The organism is Streptomyces sp. AM25 (assembly GCF_058146165.1).
This window is the reverse complement of sequence record NZ_JBKIWN010000003.1, coordinates 51,845-68,590: the sequence shown is the minus strand read 5'-3', so window position 1 is coordinate 68,590 and position 16,746 is coordinate 51,845. Positions and strand designations below refer to the sequence as shown.

Genomic DNA, 16,746 nt, shown 5'->3' with positions numbered 1-16,746 from the left:
CCGGGCGGCATCCTGGAGGCATGGAGATCGAGATTCTGGTGGTGCGGGACTGCCCGCACGAGAAGCCGGCGGTCGAGCTGCTGCGCCGGGCGCTGGACGACACCGGGCGGACGGGCGCCGCCTGGGTGACGCGGGTGGTCGCCGACCAGGACGAGGCCGAGCGGATCGGCTTCACCGGGTCGCCGACCTATCTGATCGACGGGCGCGACCCGTTCGCCGAGCCCGGCCGGCTCCCCGGGCTGACGTGCCGGGTGTACCGCACGCCGCAGGGGCTCGCCGGCCTTCCTGACCTCGACCAACTGCGGGATGCGGTACGTGCCCGCGCCCCGAAGGGGCGCGGGGAACTGCGCGACAAGCCACAACAAGCCCGCAGTTGACGCACTGCGCTTCCCGCGGGACCTCAGGCCGTCACAGAAACTGACGGTACGTCAACCCGCGGCGGCCGCACAGGCGCCGGGGGGCGGCGGACCAGCGCCAGGGTCACGAGCCCGCCGAGCACGCCCAGCACCCCGGAGACCCAGAAGACGTCCCGCAGCCCGTCGGCGAACGCCGCATGCACCAACTCCTGCACCGCGTCCCGCTGTCCGGGCGCGGTGCGGGCGATCAGCGGGGCGGCCTGGCCGCCGGCCAGCGCGTCCGCGGAGACGCCGCCCCCGTGGCTGCGCAGGGACCCGGACAGCCCGGCGTGGAAGACCACGCCCAGCACCGCGATGCCCAGGGCGTTGCCGAGCTGGCGTGCGGTGTTGACCGCGCCGCTGGCCATGCCGGCGCGCTGCGGCGGCACCGCCGCCATGGCGGTGGAGGCGAGCGCCGGGGTGCTCAGCCCGACACCGACTCCGGCCACCGCGAAGCCGGCGGCCAGCACCGTCCAGGTGGACCCGGCGTCGATGACGGTCATCAGCAGCGCGCCGCCGCCGATCAGCAGCATGCCCACGCCGAGGGTGAGCCGGGGCGAGACCCCGTGCAGGAAGCGCCCGCCGAGCGAGGCGACGACGAAGGACGCGGCGCTCATCGGCAGGCACGCCAGGCCGGCCGCCACCGGGCCCATGCCCCGCACGGACTGGAGCCAGAGCGAGGTGTAGGCGAGGTAGGAGAACGCCGCCACCGACAGCAGCACCGCGGTGATCATGAGGCCGGTGAACGAACCCCGCCGGAAGAGGGCGAGGTCGAGCATCGGCTGCGCCCGGCGCGGCTCGATCAGCAGGAATACCAGCAGGGCCAGGGCCGCCAGGCCGAACAGCGCCAGGGTGGCGCCGGAGGTCCACCCGTAGTCGGAGCCCTTGATCAGCGCGTAGGTGACGGCACCGGCGGCCACGGTGAAGGCGGCCATGCCCGGCAGGTCCATGCCCCGGCCCCGAGCCGCCTTGTCGGCCGGTGCCTGCACGTACCGCATGGTCATGACGATGGCGAGCACGCTGACGGGCAGGTTGACGAAGAAGATCCAGCGCCAGTCCAGGTACTCGGTCAGCAGTCCGCCCAGGATCGGCCCGGCCGCCGACGCGGCACCGCTGACCGCGCCCCAGGCCCCGAAGGCCACGCCCCGGTCCCGGCCGTGGTAGAGGCGGGCCACCAGGGCGGTCGTGGTGGCCAGCATGGCCGCGCCGCCCACGCCCTGGACGCCGCGGAAGGCGATCAGCACCGCCGGGTCGGTGGCCAGGCCGCAGGCGAGCGACGCCAGGGCGAAGACCGCCACCCCGGCCACGTACACCCGGCGGTGGCCTATCCGGTCGGCGAGCGACCCCAGCCCCAGCAGCAGCGCGGCCAGCGCCAGGGCGTAGATGTCCATGACCCACTGGAGGTCGGCGAAGGACGTGTGCAGACTTCTGGCCATGTCGGGGAGGGCCACCACGACGATGGTGACGTCCACCAGCAGCATGAAGGTCCCCAGGCACACCGCAGCGAGCGGCAGCCACTTGCGCATCAGAGCACTCCTGAATGTCTTGACCGGATCGAAGGCCGGATCGAAGGGAAGTCCGACCAAGCTCACACGGAGCGACTGGATCCCGAACCCAGCAGGCCTGCCCTGACGGATTTCCATGACGGACGGTCCTGTCATGATGGAAATATGAAGACCACGCCCACGGCCGCCCCCGCCCCCGCCCCCGGAGAGCACCTGGACGCGCTGGACCGCCGGCTGATCCACGCCCTGTCCCTCGACGGCCGGGCCTCGTTCAGCCGTCTGGCGGCCGTCCTGGGCGTCACCGACCAGACGGTCGTCCGCCGCTACCGGCGGCTACACGGCGAACGGCTGCTCCGCGTCATCGGGCTCCCGGTCACCGACCGGCTGGGCATGTCGGAGAACTGGCTGCGCATCCAGTGCGCCCCGGGCGCCGCCGTGCCGATCGCCGACGCGCTGGCCCGCCGCCCGGACACCGGCTGGGTGAAGATCCACTCCGGCGGGTCCGAGGTGGCCTGCGTGGTCCGCTCCACCAGTGCGGACGAACGCGACGCCCTCCTGCTCCAGAAGCTGCCCCGCACCCAGCACGTCACCGGCTTCACCGCGCAGAGCCTGCTGCACACCTTCACCACCACGACCCCCAGCCGGTGGCTGGACGGCAGCGGCCTGACCGACGAACAGGTCCGGGAGCTGGCGCGTCCGCAGCCCGCCGGGGACGAGGAGATCCGGCCCGACGCCGCGGACCGCATCCTGCTGGACCTCCTCGCCCGGGACGGCCGCACCGGCTACCCCGAACTCGCCCGGGCGACCGGCCAGTCGGAGTCCACCGTCCGCCGCCGGCTGGAACACCTGCGGGAGACCGGCACCCTCTGCTTCGACGTCGAGATCCTCCCCGTCCACTTCGGACTGACCACCCAGGCCGCCCTGTTCGCCACGGTGGCCCCGCACAATCTGGACGAGGCGGGCCGCGCCCTCTCCCGACACCCCGAGATCCCCTGGGTGGCCGCGGCCACCGGCACCACCAACCTGGTGGGCACGATCCTCTGCCGCGACCGCCGTGCGCTCTACGCCTATGTGACCGAGCGCATCGGCGCACTGCGGACCGTCCAGCAGCTGGAGATCGTCCCGGTCCTCCGCCACGTCAAACGGGCCGGCCTGCTCACCGACGGCGTCCGGCTCTGGGAGCCGCCGGGGCGGACGGTGCCGTCCGGCTGAAGCGCCGTCAGGCCGATGTCGTGGCGGCAGCGTCCTCGGCCGCGCGGGACCTTCCGAGCAGGGCGCACAGCAGCGCCGCGAGGAGCGCCACCACGGCCAGGACGCAGCTGGTCGCGTCGAAGGAATCGGCGAAGTCACCGGCACCGACGGGGTGTTCGGGCGCCTGCGGGTTCGCCCCCAGGAAGGCGCAGTACAGCGCACCGATGGCGGCGACGCCGAGCGCCATGCCCGCCTGGGTGACGGTGTTCAGCACACCCGAGCCCGCACCAGCGTCGTCCGGGTGGACGCGCGAGAGGACGGTGTCGATCAGCGGCGCCACCACGAGTCCCTGGCCGAAGCCGGATACGCCCATGATGCCGGCGAGGAGCACGGCCTGGACACCGGGCTCCGTACCGGTCACCGCCGGCACGGCGAACAGGCTCACGGCCATGACGACCCCGCCGGCGACGGAGACGCGGATGCCGAACCTGGCGGCGAGCCTGCGGCAGGAGGAAGAGGCGATGATGAACCCCACTCCGAGCGGCACGAACACCAGACTGGCCTTCATCGGGGTCAGCCGGATGCCGGACTGCAGGTGGTAGGTGAGCACCAGGAAGAGGCCGGCGTTGCCTGCGAAGAACGCCAGCACGGTGGCCATGCTCAGCGGGAAACCCTTGGCGCGCAGCAGGCGGGCTGGCAGCAACGGAGCGCCGCCGCGGGCCTCCACGCGTCCCTCCCAGCGCAGGAACGCCACGACGACCAGCGCGCCCAGCGCGAAGCACGCGTACGTCCACCACGGCCAGCCCTTCTCGGAGCCGACGGTCAGCGGGACCAGCACCAGCGGCAGCAGCACGGCGGTGAAGGCCACGCCGACGAAGTCCAGCCGCGGGTTGTCCGCACTGCGGCTCTCGGGCACCGCCGGCACGGCAGCGACGAGGACGGCGAGGCCGATCGGCACGTTGATCAGGAAGATCATGCGCCAGCCCAGACCCGCCACGTCCAGATCGAGCAGCAGCCCGCCGCCGACGAGGCCGGCGATGACGCCGGAACCGATGGCGGCCCCGTAGGCGCCCACCGCACGCGTGCGGTCCCGGCCGTGCACGAAGACGGCCCGCAGGATGGACAGCACCTGAGGCGTCATCAGGGCCGCCGAGAGGCCCTGGAGGACGCGTGCCGCGATGAGGGCGTTCGCCGAGGGGGCCAGGGCACACAGCAGGGAGGTGACCGTGAACGCGGCCACGCCGTACTGGAACACCTTCTTGCGCCCGACGCGGTCGCCCAGCCGGCCGCCCGTCACCATGCCGGCGGCGTAGGCGATCGCATAGCCGTCGATCACGAACTGCATCTGGCCGAATCCGGCATGCAGATCGGACTGGACCTCCGGGGCCGCGACGTTGACGATGAACATGTCGATCTGACTCATGAACATCGCGAGCAGCACGACCCCCAGACCGGCCCAGTCGCGGGCGGTCGGCCGGCCCTCACGAGGGTCACCGCCCGTCCCGTCCGCTCGTGCCGGGGCCCGGCCCTCTGCTGATTCCCTTGCTAATGCACTCATGGCCACCACTGGATGTCGGAGTGTGTCGGAGCTGAACAGGTTCGGGGTCCACGCCCCGGCAGCGGACCGGCGACGTACCATCGGAGCCCCGAAGCCCTGCATTTAGATCTTAATTTATGCCTAAACGTAGCACACGAGGAGACGTGCCCATGGAGTCTTCGCAGCAGTCCAGGGACGGAAGTTCGAGGCCGGAGGGCGACCCGGTGGACGCCATAGCCGTCGCCTGGCGCCGGGAGCGCCCGCAGACCCCGGTGACCTCCATCGGCGTGGTCACCCGCATCTGGCAGCTCGCCAAGCACTTCGGCGACGACCGCCGTCGGGTACTGGCCGAGGCGGACGTCGACCCGGCCACCCTCGACCTGCTCAGCGTGCTGCGCCGCAGCGGACCGCCGTACACCCTGAGCACGCGCGAACTGGCCGAGCACTCGCTGGTGACAGCCGGCGCGATCTCCCAGCGCCTGGCCCGGGCCGAGCGCGAGAACCTGGTCGTCCGGCGCCCCGCCCCGGACCGCTCCCGGGCCGTCCTGGTGGAGCTCACCGCAGCCGGTCACGACCTCGTGGAGCGTACCGTCGACCGCGTCCTGGACCGCGAAGTGGAGCTGCTCGAGGGCCTGTCGGACGAGCAGCGCGAGGTGCTCACCAAACTACTGCGCACCCTGCTGGACGACGTGCAGGCCAGGCTGAACGTCCACGGAGTCTCCCAGGTGGGCCACCCCTGACGGCACCGCCGGCGCCGACGGGGGCGGCGCCGGGGCGCCGTGCGGCGCCACGGCGTCAATAGCCGTACGCGCTGGGGGCGTTCTGCCCGGCGTCGACAGGGAGATTCGCCCCGTTGACCGCGCGGGCCTGGTCGGACACCAGGAAGGCGATCACCGCGGCGACGTCCTCCGGCGCGACCAGGCTCCCCATCGGGAACTCCCCCTCGAACGCCCGGTAGGCCTCCGGATCCTGCTGCCTGAGCCTGTCCCAGCCCTTGCCCGGGATCAGCATCGAGCCGGGCGAGACACAGTTGACGCGAATGCGCTGCGGCCCCAACTCCCGGGCGAGGGAGACGGCGAGGTGTATCTGCGCGGCCTTGGCGGCGGCGTACTGGGCCGGGGGCGCGGGCTTCCAGCCGGAGACGGAGGCGACCAGGACCGCACTGCCTCGGGTACGGCGCAGGTGCGGGACGGCGGCGCGCAGCGCGAGCGCGGGGTGGACGACGTTGAGGCGATAGGTCTCGCCCCAGTCCTCGGACGTGGCGGCGAGAAGGTCGCCGCCACGGGCCCCGCCGGCGCAGGTCACCAACCCGTCGATCCGGCCCAGCGCCTCGGCCGAGCGCCGGACGAAGCCGTCCAGCGCGGCCTCGTCGAGCACATCCAGGCACTCGGCGTGGACGGTACTGCCGTGCCGCTCCCGCAGCTCGGTCGCCGTCGCCTCCACGGACTCCCCGTCTCGGCCGCACAGCGCCACGTCGCAGCCCTCCTCGGCGAGCCTGCGCGTGGTCGCACGGCCCAGTGCCCGGCTCCCACCGGTCACGAGAACCGCCCGCCCGGCGATGCCCAGCCCCGTCTTCGTCCCCTGTGTTGTCATCCCGATACCTGATCCCCGGGTCGTGTGATGTGTGGTGCCTGCAAGGGCGCGTCGTGCGACACGGGCCCGGGTCGCACGACGCGCAGCGGGTGGTGGGTGCCTGCGGTCAGCCCGTCTTCGCCGGGTCGCGCTCGATGTGGGCGGCGAGGATCTCGTCGATTCGGGCCAGGACGTCCTGTTCCAGCCGCACGCCCGAGGCGGCGGCGTTCTCCCGGACCTGATCGGGGCGGCTGGCCCCGATGATGGCCGAGGTCACCGACGGGTTCTGCAGCACCCAGGCGACCGCGAGCTGACTCATCGTCAGTCCGATGCCCTCGGCCACCGGCTTCAGCTCCTGCACGGCGCGCAGCGCGCTCTCGTCCCGCATCCACCGACCGACCAGCATGTCGACGAATCCCTTGCCGACGGGGTGGGTCACCCGCGAGCCGGACGGCGGCTCGGCGCCGGGGCGGTACTTGCCGGTGAGGATGCCCTGGGCGAGCGGCGAGAACACGACCTGTCCCAGGCCTTCGCGGTCACAGGCCGGGACGACCTGGGACTCGGCGACCCGCCACAGCATGGAGTACTGCGGCTGGCTGGCCACCAGCGGCACCCGCAGCTCCCTGGCCAGACCGGCCGCCCGGGTGATCTGCTCCGCGGTCCACTCGCTGACACCGATGTAGAGCGCCTTGCCGCCGCGGACCAGGTCCGCGAAGGCGAGCATGGTCTCTTCCAGTGGAACGGACGCGTCGAAGCGGTGGGCGTAGTAGAGGTCGACATAGTCGGTGCCCAGCCGGCGCAGGGACGCCTCGCAGCCCTCGATGACGTGCTTGCGGGACAGGCCGTGGTCGTTGGGGCCCGGGCCGACGGGGTGACACACCTTGGTGGCCAGCACGAGTCCTTCACGGCGCTCACCGGCAAGTGCCTTGCCGAGCACGGCCTCGGCCCGCGTCTCGGAGTACACGTCGGCGGTGTCGAAGGTCGTGATGCCTGCGTCGAGCGCAGCCCGCACGCACTCGTGCGCGGTCGTCTCGTCGATCTGGGCCCCGTGGGTGATCCAGTTCCCGAAGGCGATCTCGCTCAGGACGAGGCCGCTGCCGCCGAGTTTGCGGAATTCCATGGTGTTCCGTCGCTTTCTGAAGGGGGCGGTTCCTGCAGTCGTCGGGGCGGCCCGGTCGGGTGGGCCGCGGGCTCCGGGGCGCGCGGGGCCCGGCGGGGCGTTCACAGCAGGCTCGCCATGAACGCGACGACGGCCTCGGCCTGTTCGGGGGCGAGCCGGGGATCGCAGGCCGTCTCGTAGGCGGGGAGCGGGAACGGTGAATCCAGCTCGTCAGGGGTGGCCACGCACTCGGTCACCGGTGTGTGCGCCGTCTCCAGCATCAAGCCGCCGACGGGCAGCCCGCGGTGGCTCAACGTGGAGACGAAGCACGCGATCTCCGCCGTGATGTCGGTGACCGTGCGGGTCTTCTGCCCGGCGGCGCTGACGCGGGTGTTGCCGTGCATCGGGTCGCAGATCCACACGACCCCGGCAGCCTCTTCGCCCAGGGCGTCCAGTAGGACGGGGAAGCGCCGGCCGATGTCCGCCGTTCCCATACGCACGATCAGCGAGAGCCGGCCCGGCAGACGGCGGGGGTTGAGCAGCCGGACCAGCGCGGCGACCTCGTCCGGATCGACCTTCGGACCGATTTTGACGCCCACAGGATTGGCGATGGAGGCAGCGAACTGAACGTGTTCGTGGTCGAGTTGCCGGGTCCGCTCGCCGATCCACAGGAAGTGGCCGGAGGAGCCATAGATCCCGGTGCCGCCCGGCAACGGCCGCACCAGTGCCCGCTCGAACTCCAGCAGCAGTGCCTCGTGGCCGGCGTAGGTGCGCTCCGGCGCGGTCCGTCCGGCCAGCCCCAGGTCGCGTTCGAACAGGGTGCTCAGCGTGGTCTCGGCGTGGCGATAGGCGCTGAGCAGCCGGGCAGGGTCGGCTGTGCGCGCCTGCGCGGTGGGCTCGGGCGCATTGACCGCGTCGCCACGGTAGACCGGCAGCACCGAGCCGTCGGGGAGGGATTCGGTGGCGCTGGAACGGGGTTTGGCGTACTGGCCGGCGATCCGGCCGATCCTGACGACCGGCAGTCCGGTGGCACCGACGAGGGTGTCGGCGAGCCGGTGCAGCTGGTCGGCCTTGTCCAGCACGGTGGCGGGGGTGGCGTCAGCGAAGCGCTCGGCACACTCCCCCACCTGCAGGACGAACGCCTCGCCGCGCGCGGCCCGCGCCAGTTCGGCCGTCAGGTCGTCGCACACCGAGGCGTCGACCAGCTGCGGTTTCCGCTCCAGGATGCGCAGGACTCGTTTGAGGTCGTCGAGCGAGGCCCATTCGGGCTGCTGCCGGGCCCGGGCGGCCAGGAGCAGATGCGTGGGGGTCATGTGTTCCTCCAGGTGGTGGGCACCGTTTCCACGGCGGGGTCCGGGGCGGGCGGGGCGAGGAAGTGAAGCCGGGCCGCTTCGGCGGCTGCGGTCACCTCGACGGCCAGCGGCCGGTCCCGGTCCAGGGGAGAAAAGCGCGTGAGGAGCTGTTCCCAGAGCCCGTCGCCGGGCCGACTGTCCGTCATGTGGGCCAGCTGATTGACCGCGAGGAGCAGCGAGCCGAGGATCCACCAGCCCCGGTCCACCATCTCGGCAACCGCGTTCGCACTGTTCAGGGCCATCGGCACCTGATCCTGGTTGTTGAGGTTGGTCGGCAAGGCGGTGAACGACGCGGGCTGGGCGAGCTGGCGCAGGCGGGCCAGGTGAGAGGTGGCGGCGATCTGCACGCCGGCGAAGCCGCTTCCGGATCCGGGGCGGGGGGTGAGCAGCGGAGGCAGACCGCCGTTGGCCGACGGGTCGAGTACCAGGGCAAGTTGACGCTCCATGAGGTACGCCACCTGGTGCAGGCAGGAGGCGTGCGCCTCGGAGACGAAGCCGACCGGCGCGGCGTGGAAGTTCCCGCCGTGCAACAACTGCCCGTCCACCAGCACCGGGTTGTCGGTGCACCCGCCGGCCTCGTCCGTCAGCACCCGCGCCTGGAATTCCAGTTGGTCGAGCACCGCCCCCAGCACTTGGGGAGCGCAGCGCAGCGAGTAGCGTTCCTGCAGGGGCCGGTCCGGTCCGGGGCGGTGGCCCGCGGCCAGTTCGCGGCGGATCCAGGCGGAGACGGTCCGCTGCCCGGGCTGGTTGCGCACCCGGCTCAGGGCGTCCTCGTACGGCTCGCGGGAGGATCCCAGCAGCGCCGCAGTCCGGCCGGTGACCGCGGCGGCGGCCCGGGTCAGCGCCATCGCCTCCCGGTGGGTGTGCAACGCGCGGGCCAGACAGGCGCTGCTGCCGTTGACAAAGGCCAGCGCCGAACGGGCCTCCCACCGCACGGGCCGTACGCCCAGCGCCCGCAGGACGTCGCCGGCCGGTTCGCGCACCCACCGCCCGCCGACGTACCGCCAGGCTTCCTGGCCGTGCGGGTCGCCCGCGGCGGCGAGCGCGGCGTGCGCGAGCGGCACGAGGTCACCGCTCGCACTGAGGCTGCCCTCCTGCGGCACGACCGGGGTGAACCCGGCGTTCCACTGGTCCGCGAGCAACTGCCAGACGTCGGGGGCGACTGCTGAGTGCCCCAGTGTCATGCCGCGCAGCCGGAGCCAGACCATGGTGCGGGTGACCTCCGGCGGCAGCGGCAGGCCCTGGCCCACGGCCAGGTGGTTGACCAGGCCCAGCCCCTGCGCCTCCGGGTCGGGATCGGCCCGGTGGCCGACGAGCGGGCCGAATCCGTGGGTGACGCCGTAGACCCGGCGGTCGTCCTCGAGGCCGCCGAGCAGTCGGCGGGCTTCGTGCAGGCGCCAGCGTTCCGGTTCCGTGAGGTCCAACCGCGCGTCGCGGTCGCTGTGGGACAACAGCCGGCCGACGCGGTCGGGATGGCTCTGGCTGTGGGGGGTCATGGCAGCCTTTCGACGGCGTGTTCGGGTCAACTGGGCTGGAAGCCGAGGTCGCCGACCGCGTTCTCCAGGCTTGCGGCCAGGGCGATCAGCAGCCGCTCGCTGCCGCGGCGGCCGACGAGCTGGACGCACAACGGGGCGCCGCGCTCGTCCCGGTCGACCGGCAGGGTGAGCGCGGGCAGGCCGGCAAAGCTGGCGACGGGCGTGTAGGCGACGCGCCGGTCGTAGTCGGCGTCCTGCGGCGAGGGAATGGTCGAGGTGCGGGCGTCGGCCGTGGCCACGTCCGGAGGCGCGGCCGGGTCCAGCGGCAGCAGCCAGACGTCGACGCCGTCGGTGGTGAAGGCCTCGTCGACCGTGCCGCGGCACGTCATCAACCGGTCCAGGATCCAGGCGTAGCGGTCGTCGTCGACCGTGGCGCCGACCTCCAGGGCCGTGCGCGTGGTCTCGTGCAGCTCCGTGCTCGTCCACTTCTGCCACAGCTGGTACGCGTCCCAGGCCTGGCGGGCGCACAGCTCCCAGGCGGGACCGCGCATCCGCCACAGGGCGTCGATGCGGACCTCGGTGAGGCCGTGCCCGGCCGCCTCCAGGTGGCGCTGTGCCGTGCGGAGGGCGCCGCGCATCACGGGGTCGCATGTGCCTTCGGGCCCGTCGACGTTGGCGACGACGCCGACTCGGTACGGGCCCGGGGCCGGGGCGATCTGGCCGCCGAGGCGGTCCAGTCCCAGCAGGGGCCACAGGTGGGCCAGGTCCGCGGCGCTGCGGGTCACCCAGCCGAGGGCGTCCATGGGCGGCGAGAGCGGGAACACGCCGGCCAGCAGCGAGGGGTGGTGCGTCATGCGGAGTCCGACCGTGCCGCACTGCGCGGCCGGCCAGCGCACGGAGCCCAGCACGTCGGTGCCCAGGGCGATGTCGCAGATGCGGGCGGCCACCGAGACGGCGGTCCCGGTGCTGGAGCCGCCCGGGTCGATGTGCGGGACGTAGGGGTTGAGGCAGCCGGAGCCGACGCCGATGTTCAGCTCGGTGGTGGTGACCTTGGCCGTGACGGTGGCGGTGTCCGCGGGCAGGCCGGCGATCGCAGGGGTGGAGATGCGGGCGTGGTGGCGGTGGCTGCGCAGCCCCAGACCGGTGGGGAACCCGGCCACGTCGACGGTGTCCTTCACGCCGACGCGGACCGGCTGCGCGCGGGTGCCGAGGGGGACGTTGCGGGTGCACGCGCGATACCGGGTGTCGGCCTGTCGCGTCCACTGCGTCTCCTGGTCGCGCCACGTCCCGGCGTCCAGCTCGCCCGAGGCGCGCCGGGCGATCCGGTCGTGCAGCGGCATCGTCAGGGTCTCGGGCAGCACGGGTGCGCTCTGCGCGGCCATCCACCCGGCTTGCTCGGCGTAGGCGGTGATGGCGTCTGCCGGGAGGGAGTGTTCAGGCACGGTGGACCTCTTCGGTGGTGGGGCGGGGGCTGTCGGCCGAGTGGGGTGTGTGGGGATCCGCTGTGGTGAGCCGGGGCATGAGCACCTTTCCGGTGGCGCTCCTGGGGATGCGCGGGACACGGTGCACGGCGCGGGGTGCGGGCAGCTCCGCACGGAGCCGGGCCAGCCTGGCCCGCAGGGTGGCCGGGTCCAGCCCCGGGTCGCCGGTGGCGTAGTACAGCTCGTAGTGCTCGCCGCGCAGCGGGTCGGCGACGGCCACGCAGGCGACGTCGATCCCGGGGCCGCAGTCACGGGCCAGCTCCTCGACCCTGCCGAGGTCGCAGCGCAGGCCGTTCACCTTCACCAGGCGCGAGGACCGGCCCAGGTGGTGGAAGGTCCGGTCGTCCGCCCAGGTGACGAGGTCGGGTAACTGCCAGGCGGCGGGCGGGGCGGTGGCGCCGCGGCGACGGGCCAGCCTCGGGCCGGCCACGCTCAGCAGCTGTTCGCCGGGACTGCCCGGGCCCACCCGGCGCACGTCGGGCAACAGCCGCCATGGAAGGGCAGGTTCGCCCTCTGCGGTGATGCGCCGGTGGGCGACGGCCCCCGTTTCCGTGGCTCCCAGCAGTTCGTGCGCGGTGAAGCCGGTGCCGGACAGCCGTTGGACGGCACGGTGCGCGGCCGGCGTGGTGGGGCCGGTGCTGTGCAGCGCGACGACGTCACCGTGCCGGGCCAGCTCCTCGGTGCGGCGCACGAGCAGCTGCCAGGTCGACGGCAGGCAGACCAGCAGGACCCGTGCACCGCCGGGGAGTCGGAGGGCGCCGAGGTGGTCGGTGGCCGCGCGGGTCACCGGGATGCCTTCCAGAGCGGGGAGGATCTCGGCGTACAGCCGACCGTAGAGGTGCTCGGGCGGCGCGTACGACACCACATGGTCCACCCGGCCCACAACGGTGTCCCGCACCAACTCGGCCTCCCGGCACAACTGGTCGGCGGTGCGCAGCCACTCGACCGGTTTCCCGGTCGATCCGGAGGTGGTGAAGACCGTCGCGCCCATCACGGTTCCCGCAGGGCCGCGGCGTCCTCCAGACGGTCGCGGGTGAAGCGCACCATCCGCTCGACGGTGGAGAACCAGTGGCGGACGTCGTCGGCGACGAAGTCCACCTCGATGTCGAAGGCCTCTTCCACGGCGGAGATGCACTCCATGGCAGTGAGGCTGTCGTAGCGTTCCCCCAATGCCTGCTGGAGGTCGGCGTCGGAGGGCACGGCGGCGAAGGCGTCGCCGAGGCGGGTGTTCAGGACGGCGCGGATGCGGCTGTGGATGTCCTCAGCGGCCGGCACGGTCGTGGTGGTCATGGCATCTGTTCCTTTCGGGTCCCGTGGGGGTCAGGAGGAGGTGGTCGCGGGGGCGCCGTCGGCTCGGCGCAGGGCCCCGGCTCCGCCGAGGTAGACGTGGGAGGGGGAGGTCGGCCGAAACTCCAGGTAGAAGAAGGGGGTCCGGCCGTCGGTGCCGAGCGCCCCCGCGATGCACCCGGCCAGGCCCTCCAGGAACTCCTCGTCGCGGTCCGGCCCCACGCAGCAGGTGACCGACGCGTGGTGGATGCCGTCGCCGTCGTGCGGGAGGGCCTCGACGGGCAATCCGCCGGAGAAGACACTGCCGGATTCGGAGGTCTCGAAGCGCACGACGACGTGGCCCGCCTCGACGCCGTGCTGTGCGAGCCAGCGGGTGATGCGCAGTGCGACGGCGCGGCGGCGGGGCACGGGCAGCGCGGGGCTGCTGATGGTGATGGTGGGCATGGGGGATCCAGGGGCTGGTGGGGGCCGGGGGTTCGGGTGCGGGGGATTTCGGGGGCGAGGCCCCGGTCAGGACAGGGCGAGGGCCGGGAGTACGACGCCGGCGTCATCGGCCCGCCGGGCCAGCAGGGTGCCCAGGCAGTCGGCGAGCGGCCCGCCGCTGCCGGGGGCGAGCGGGGACCACGCGGTACCCGCGGAACCGTGCACCCGGTCCAGGAAGGCCCGCAGATGGGCGGTGTCGACGGGCAGTCCTGCGCGGTCGGCCGCCAGGACGGCTTCGTAGGTCGACAGCAGGTCCGGGATGCGGTGGCCCTCGTTGGCGAAGCCGCCGCCGCGCACCCGGTGCCGGGTCAGCAGCGCGTCCGTCGCCTCCGCGACCTCGTGGCCGAGCAGCCCGAAGGCCCGTTGGGCCTGGAGACCGGCGCGCAGGGTCGCGGGGGCTCCTGGCACGTTCCCGTAGAGGTGGGGCTCCGCGCCGGGCCGTCGGCAGGAGTCGAGGAATGCGTGAGCCGCGGCGGTGTCGACGACCGGGCGGCCGGCGTCGAGCAGGGCGGTGGTCTCCAGGGCCGCGGCGGTGGAGACCATGTCCGAGCCGCGTCCCTCCCAGTAGCCGAAGCCGCCGTCGGGGTTCTGGAGGAAGGCCAGCCAGCCGGCGATCCGGTCGCGGGCCGGCGTGTCGCCGGCGAATGCGCCCGCGGCCAGTGCCCACAGGGTGCAGCGGACCTCGCTGCCCCGGCCGGGCATGTACATCACGCCGCCCTCGTTGGGCAGTTGACAGCCTTCCAGCCAGCGCACCGCAAGCGGGTCCGGCCGCTCGGGCCCGGCGGCCAGCACCGCTGCGGCGGTGCTCAGCGCGTCGGCCGCGGCGTCGGGCTCCCGGTAGGTGTAGCCGCCCTGCGGGCAGCGCAGTTCGGCGATCCGGGCCGCGACGGCGTCGCCGATCGCGTCGAGCGGGGCCTTGAGGGCCTTGAGCGTGCCGACGGCACAGAACGACGCCCAGACGTCTTCGACGTCATAGCCGCTCCAGCGGACGAATGCGCCCGAGGGGCCGCGCAGTTGCATGACCCAGTCCCGGCAGCCGTCGGGGTCGCGCGGGGCACTGCCCAGCGCCTCCAGCGCGCCGACGGCGCGGTAGGTCGCCCACATGCACGGCACTTCGGCCCGCGGTGAGAAACGGAAGCCGCCGGCGGCATCCTGGCGCTCCGTCAGCCACTCGGCCAAGGCCGCCTCGTCCCACGGAGCAGCCCCGGCGGCGCCGGCCGCCACGGCCGCACGCCACGCCATGACTCCGTAGTAGCAGGCCCGCACATCGGCGTTGCCGCGCCGGGCGTCCTGCGGCGTCCAGCTCAAACCGCCTTCGGCACACTGGAGTTGACCCAGCCAGCCAAGCAGTCCTTCGGCGTCGGGCAACGGGACACCGCACAGTTCCACGGCCGTGCGGCTGGAGAAGTGGGTGGCCCAAGCGTCGGGCCCCTGCCCGGGGAGCATGGCATAGGCCGCACCGGACCAGGTGCCCTCGAGCCACTGCGCGGTGGCATCGAGGTGCGGCACGGGGTGTCCCATGTCACGCAGCGCCTGGGTGCAGTAGAAGGTGGCCCAGGCGTCGGAGAGCATGCCCCGGCTCCAGGCGTAGCCGCCGTCCGCGTTACGGCGCCCGGCCAGGTAGGCGGCCGTCTCTCCCGCCCCGGCCATCTCGCCGGTCCGGCCCAGCCACGCGAGGGTGCGCACGGCGGCGTAGGTGCACCAGAGGTCGGGTTCGCCGCTGACCGAGCCGGCGCCTTCGGGCGCCTTGGGGGCGATGGCCGTGGTCATCAGGCAGCCTCCAGCCGTCGGATGTTCGACCGCTTCCAGCTCTTCTGCGAGGCGCCGCTCTTGGTGTTGGCCGGCAGGGAGTTGACGAACACCACACCGTCCCAGCGGAGTCCGAGGAGTTCCTCGGAGCGCTGCTGCACGAGCTCGCACGCCCGGGGCTCGCCCGCCCGGTCTGCGCCGAAGCCGCGCTCCAGCAGGAGCCGGGCGTAGCCGCCGGAGCTGTCGAGCTCCAGGAGATAGCCGGTGGCATCCGTGCAGCCGTAGACGACCTCCTCCACGGAGCGCACCGACAGGGGCACGCCGTGCACCGACAGGCCGTCGGCGGCTCGGCCGTGGACCATGACGACCGGTGTGGCACTGCCGCACGGGCAGCCCGCGGTCACCGTCACCTCGTCGCCGGTGTCCAGGCGCAACAGCGGGCGTCCGTAGGCGTTCAGCGGGGTGACCACCAGCCGTCCGGCGCCCTCTCCCCGCAGGGGGACGACCTCGCTGCCGGTGTCCAGTTCGAAGCAGGTGGCGGTAGGCAGCAGGTGCTGGTGGCCTTCGGGACAGGTGGCCGCGAGGGTGCCGGTCTCGGTGCTGCCGTAGCTGGCGTCGTACGCCGCCGCCTGCCACCACTGCCCCAGACGGCGGCGGAACGGCGCGGTGTTGACCTCGCCGAGTAGCATCAGCTTCTCGACGGAGCTGCCGATGTCGTCGAGCCGGCCGCGCTGGGCGAGCAGCCGGGTGAACTGCAGGGCGACGCCCGGCGCGACGAAGACGGCGGTGGGACGGAAGGTCTGCCACATGGCCTCCAGCCGGTCCCAGCTGGAGATTCCGGTGGCGAAGGGGTAGCAGCGGATGTGCGCGAGGTCGAGGTACTCGCAGACGCCGGCCACCAGATCGGCCACCGGGACGATGTCCGAGGGCAGCAGGATGGCCACCCGCTCATCGGTTCCCAGCAACGGGCGCCACGCCTCGGCGACAGAGACGGTGTTCCAGATCACGTCCTGCGCCAACCGCGGGGTGGGGGTGGGGGATCCGGTGGTTCCCGTGGTCTCGTAGTACTTGGCGGCCTGTCCCGGCTCGATTGCCGCATAGTGCAACGGCCGGGCTTTCAAAGCCTCGCGGGGGGTTACCGGAAGTTGCCGGAAGCGCTCCATGGAGAACTCCCCGATATCGCGGTAGGCCGCACTGCCGCGGGCGCGCCGCCAGGCATCGGCGAGTTTCCTCGCATAAAAGGTTTCATCCGGCATTCGCTCGCGGTGTCCGCGCATCTCGTTCTGGGCTTCACGGAGCACCGCGATGCGCTTCTCGGCGTGCAAGATCACTACAACCTCGCTCATGGCTGGAATGGCGCGGCAGACAACGCTCCTGCCCGGTGGGGGCGCTGTGGCGGCACCGGGTGAACGGGCCGGTCCGGACAGCGAATTCGGCAGGCGGGAGGGCCGAACCACCAGCAACGTATAGCACTAAAGGTAGTCCGTGCAAGGGACATCAATATCCTGCCAAGCAACGGCCGTTGGCTTGAAACCAACGGCCGCGATCCTCATTGGCGAGGTAGCATGCCATCCGCTGTCACGATGTGTTTCCCTGTTCGTACAGCGATGCCCGGCATGG

General features: G+C 72.7%; 15 protein-coding genes. 3 read left to right on the top strand and 12 right to left on the bottom strand.

Annotated elements, in window-relative coordinates:
- Positions 1–20: 20 nt before the first annotated feature.
- Positions 21–377 (top strand): hypothetical protein, encoded by a 357-nt coding sequence (locus ACLHRZ_RS04450; RefSeq protein WP_490416907.1) that lies wholly within the window; start codon positions 21–23, stop codon positions 375–377.
- Between the two features lie 23 nt (positions 378–400).
- Here the strand turns inward: ACLHRZ_RS04450 and ACLHRZ_RS04445 are convergent, their stop codons facing one another.
- On the bottom strand, positions 401–1,921 hold the full coding sequence (locus ACLHRZ_RS04445; RefSeq protein WP_490416906.1) for an MFS transporter: 1,521 nt from the start codon (positions 1,919–1,921) through the stop codon (positions 401–403).
- A 144-nt stretch (positions 1,922–2,065) separates the two neighbouring features.
- Between ACLHRZ_RS04445 and ACLHRZ_RS04440 the strand changes: the two genes are divergently transcribed.
- The gene (locus tag ACLHRZ_RS04440; protein ID WP_490416905.1) at positions 2,066–3,112 is read left to right on the top strand and encodes an Lrp/AsnC family transcriptional regulator; all 1,047 of its coding nucleotides are present in this window, start codon (positions 2,066–2,068) and stop codon (positions 3,110–3,112) included.
- Positions 3,113–3,119: 7 nt separating this feature from the next.
- Here the strand turns inward: ACLHRZ_RS04440 and ACLHRZ_RS04435 are convergent, their stop codons facing one another.
- Complete coding sequence (locus ACLHRZ_RS04435; protein ID WP_490416904.1) at positions 3,120–4,649, bottom strand: MFS transporter; 1,530 nt, start codon at positions 4,647–4,649, stop codon at positions 3,120–3,122.
- 149 nt (positions 4,650–4,798) lie between these two features.
- On the opposite strand from ACLHRZ_RS04435, the gene ACLHRZ_RS04430 reads away from it, so the two are divergent.
- Complete coding sequence (locus ACLHRZ_RS04430) at positions 4,799–5,368, top strand: MarR family winged helix-turn-helix transcriptional regulator (RefSeq protein ID WP_490416903.1); 570 nt, start codon at positions 4,799–4,801, stop codon at positions 5,366–5,368.
- A gap of 55 nt (positions 5,369–5,423) precedes the next feature.
- Here ACLHRZ_RS04430 and ACLHRZ_RS04425 read toward each other — a convergent pair whose 3' ends face one another.
- The 10 genes from ACLHRZ_RS04425 to ACLHRZ_RS04380 form a co-directional block, all read right to left on the bottom strand.
- Positions 5,424–6,221: an SDR family NAD(P)-dependent oxidoreductase gene (locus ACLHRZ_RS04425; protein WP_490416902.1), complete on the bottom strand. Its 798-nt coding sequence runs from the start codon at positions 6,219–6,221 to the stop codon at positions 5,424–5,426.
- Between the two features lie 106 nt (positions 6,222–6,327).
- Positions 6,328–7,320: an aldo/keto reductase family protein gene (locus ACLHRZ_RS04420; RefSeq protein WP_490416901.1), complete on the bottom strand. Its 993-nt coding sequence runs from the start codon at positions 7,318–7,320 to the stop codon at positions 6,328–6,330.
- A 101-nt stretch (positions 7,321–7,421) separates the two neighbouring features.
- A complete protein-coding gene (locus tag ACLHRZ_RS04415) occupies positions 7,422–8,612 on the bottom strand; it encodes a 3-deoxy-7-phosphoheptulonate synthase (protein WP_490416900.1) in 1,191 nt (396 codons plus the stop codon).
- Complete coding sequence (locus ACLHRZ_RS04410) at positions 8,609–10,147, bottom strand: aromatic amino acid ammonia-lyase (RefSeq protein WP_490416899.1); 1,539 nt, start codon at positions 10,145–10,147, stop codon at positions 8,609–8,611. The genes ACLHRZ_RS04415 and ACLHRZ_RS04410 overlap by 4 nt, the downstream gene beginning before the upstream one ends.
- Before the next feature lie 26 nt (positions 10,148–10,173).
- Entirely contained in the window at positions 10,174–11,568 is a 1,395-nt protein-coding gene (locus tag ACLHRZ_RS04405; protein ID WP_490416898.1) for an amidase family protein, read from the bottom strand.
- A complete protein-coding gene (locus tag ACLHRZ_RS04400; RefSeq protein ID WP_490416897.1) occupies positions 11,561–12,598 on the bottom strand; it encodes a class I adenylate-forming enzyme family protein in 1,038 nt (345 codons plus the stop codon). The genes ACLHRZ_RS04405 and ACLHRZ_RS04400 overlap by 8 nt, the downstream gene beginning before the upstream one ends.
- Entirely contained in the window at positions 12,598–12,897 is a 300-nt protein-coding gene (locus ACLHRZ_RS04395; RefSeq protein ID WP_490416896.1) for an acyl carrier protein, read from the bottom strand. Before ACLHRZ_RS04395 ends, ACLHRZ_RS04400 begins: the two co-directional genes overlap by 1 nt.
- 30 nt (positions 12,898–12,927) lie before the next feature.
- A complete protein-coding gene (locus ACLHRZ_RS04390; protein ID WP_490416895.1) occupies positions 12,928–13,338 on the bottom strand; it encodes a hypothetical protein in 411 nt (136 codons plus the stop codon).
- Between the two features lie 66 nt (positions 13,339–13,404).
- Positions 13,405–15,147 (bottom strand): prenyltransferase/squalene oxidase repeat-containing protein, encoded by a 1,743-nt coding sequence (locus ACLHRZ_RS04385; protein WP_490416894.1) that lies wholly within the window; start codon positions 15,145–15,147, stop codon positions 13,405–13,407.
- Positions 15,147–16,472, bottom strand: coding sequence for a phenylacetate--CoA ligase family protein (locus tag ACLHRZ_RS04380; RefSeq protein WP_490416893.1), 1,326 nt, complete (start codon positions 16,470–16,472; stop codon positions 15,147–15,149). The genes ACLHRZ_RS04385 and ACLHRZ_RS04380 overlap by 1 nt, the downstream gene beginning before the upstream one ends.
- Between the last annotated feature and the right edge of the window lie 274 nt (positions 16,473–16,746).

Excerpts from the sequence above, each read along its gene's own strand:
- ACLHRZ_RS04390 (WP_490416895.1), bottom strand. The coding sequence starts at position 13,338 with ATGCCCACCATCACCATCAGCAGCCCCGCGCTGCCCGTGCCCCGCCGC.
- ACLHRZ_RS04415 (WP_490416900.1), bottom strand. The coding sequence starts at position 8,612 with ATGACCCCCACGCATCTGCTCCTGGCCGCCCGGGCCCGGCAGCAGCCC.
- ACLHRZ_RS04380 (WP_490416893.1), bottom strand. The coding sequence starts at position 16,472 with ATGAGCGAGGTTGTAGTGATCTTGCACGCCGAGAAGCGCATCGCGGTG.
- ACLHRZ_RS04435 (WP_490416904.1), bottom strand. The coding sequence starts at position 4,649 with ATGAGTGCATTAGCAAGGGAATCAGCAGAGGGCCGGGCCCCGGCACGA.
- ACLHRZ_RS04445 (WP_490416906.1), bottom strand. The coding sequence starts at position 1,921 with ATGCGCAAGTGGCTGCCGCTCGCTGCGGTGTGCCTGGGGACCTTCATG.
- ACLHRZ_RS04400 (WP_490416897.1), bottom strand. The coding sequence starts at position 12,598 with ATGGGCGCGACGGTCTTCACCACCTCCGGATCGACCGGGAAACCGGTC.
- ACLHRZ_RS04410 (WP_490416899.1), bottom strand. The coding sequence starts at position 10,147 with ATGACCCCCCACAGCCAGAGCCATCCCGACCGCGTCGGCCGGCTGTTG.
- ACLHRZ_RS04425 (WP_490416902.1), bottom strand. The coding sequence starts at position 6,221 with ATGACAACACAGGGGACGAAGACGGGGCTGGGCATCGCCGGGCGGGCG.
- ACLHRZ_RS04440 (WP_490416905.1), top strand. The coding sequence starts at position 2,066 with ATGAAGACCACGCCCACGGCCGCCCCCGCCCCCGCCCCCGGAGAGCAC.
- ACLHRZ_RS04385 (WP_490416894.1), bottom strand. The coding sequence starts at position 15,147 with ATGACCACGGCCATCGCCCCCAAGGCGCCCGAAGGCGCCGGCTCGGTC.
- ACLHRZ_RS04395 (WP_490416896.1), bottom strand. The coding sequence starts at position 12,897 with ATGACCACCACGACCGTGCCGGCCGCTGAGGACATCCACAGCCGCATC.
- ACLHRZ_RS04450 (WP_490416907.1), top strand. The coding sequence starts at position 21 with ATGGAGATCGAGATTCTGGTGGTGCGGGACTGCCCGCACGAGAAGCCG.
- ACLHRZ_RS04430 (WP_490416903.1), top strand. The coding sequence starts at position 4,799 with ATGGAGTCTTCGCAGCAGTCCAGGGACGGAAGTTCGAGGCCGGAGGGC.
- ACLHRZ_RS04420 (WP_490416901.1), bottom strand. The coding sequence starts at position 7,320 with ATGGAATTCCGCAAACTCGGCGGCAGCGGCCTCGTCCTGAGCGAGATC.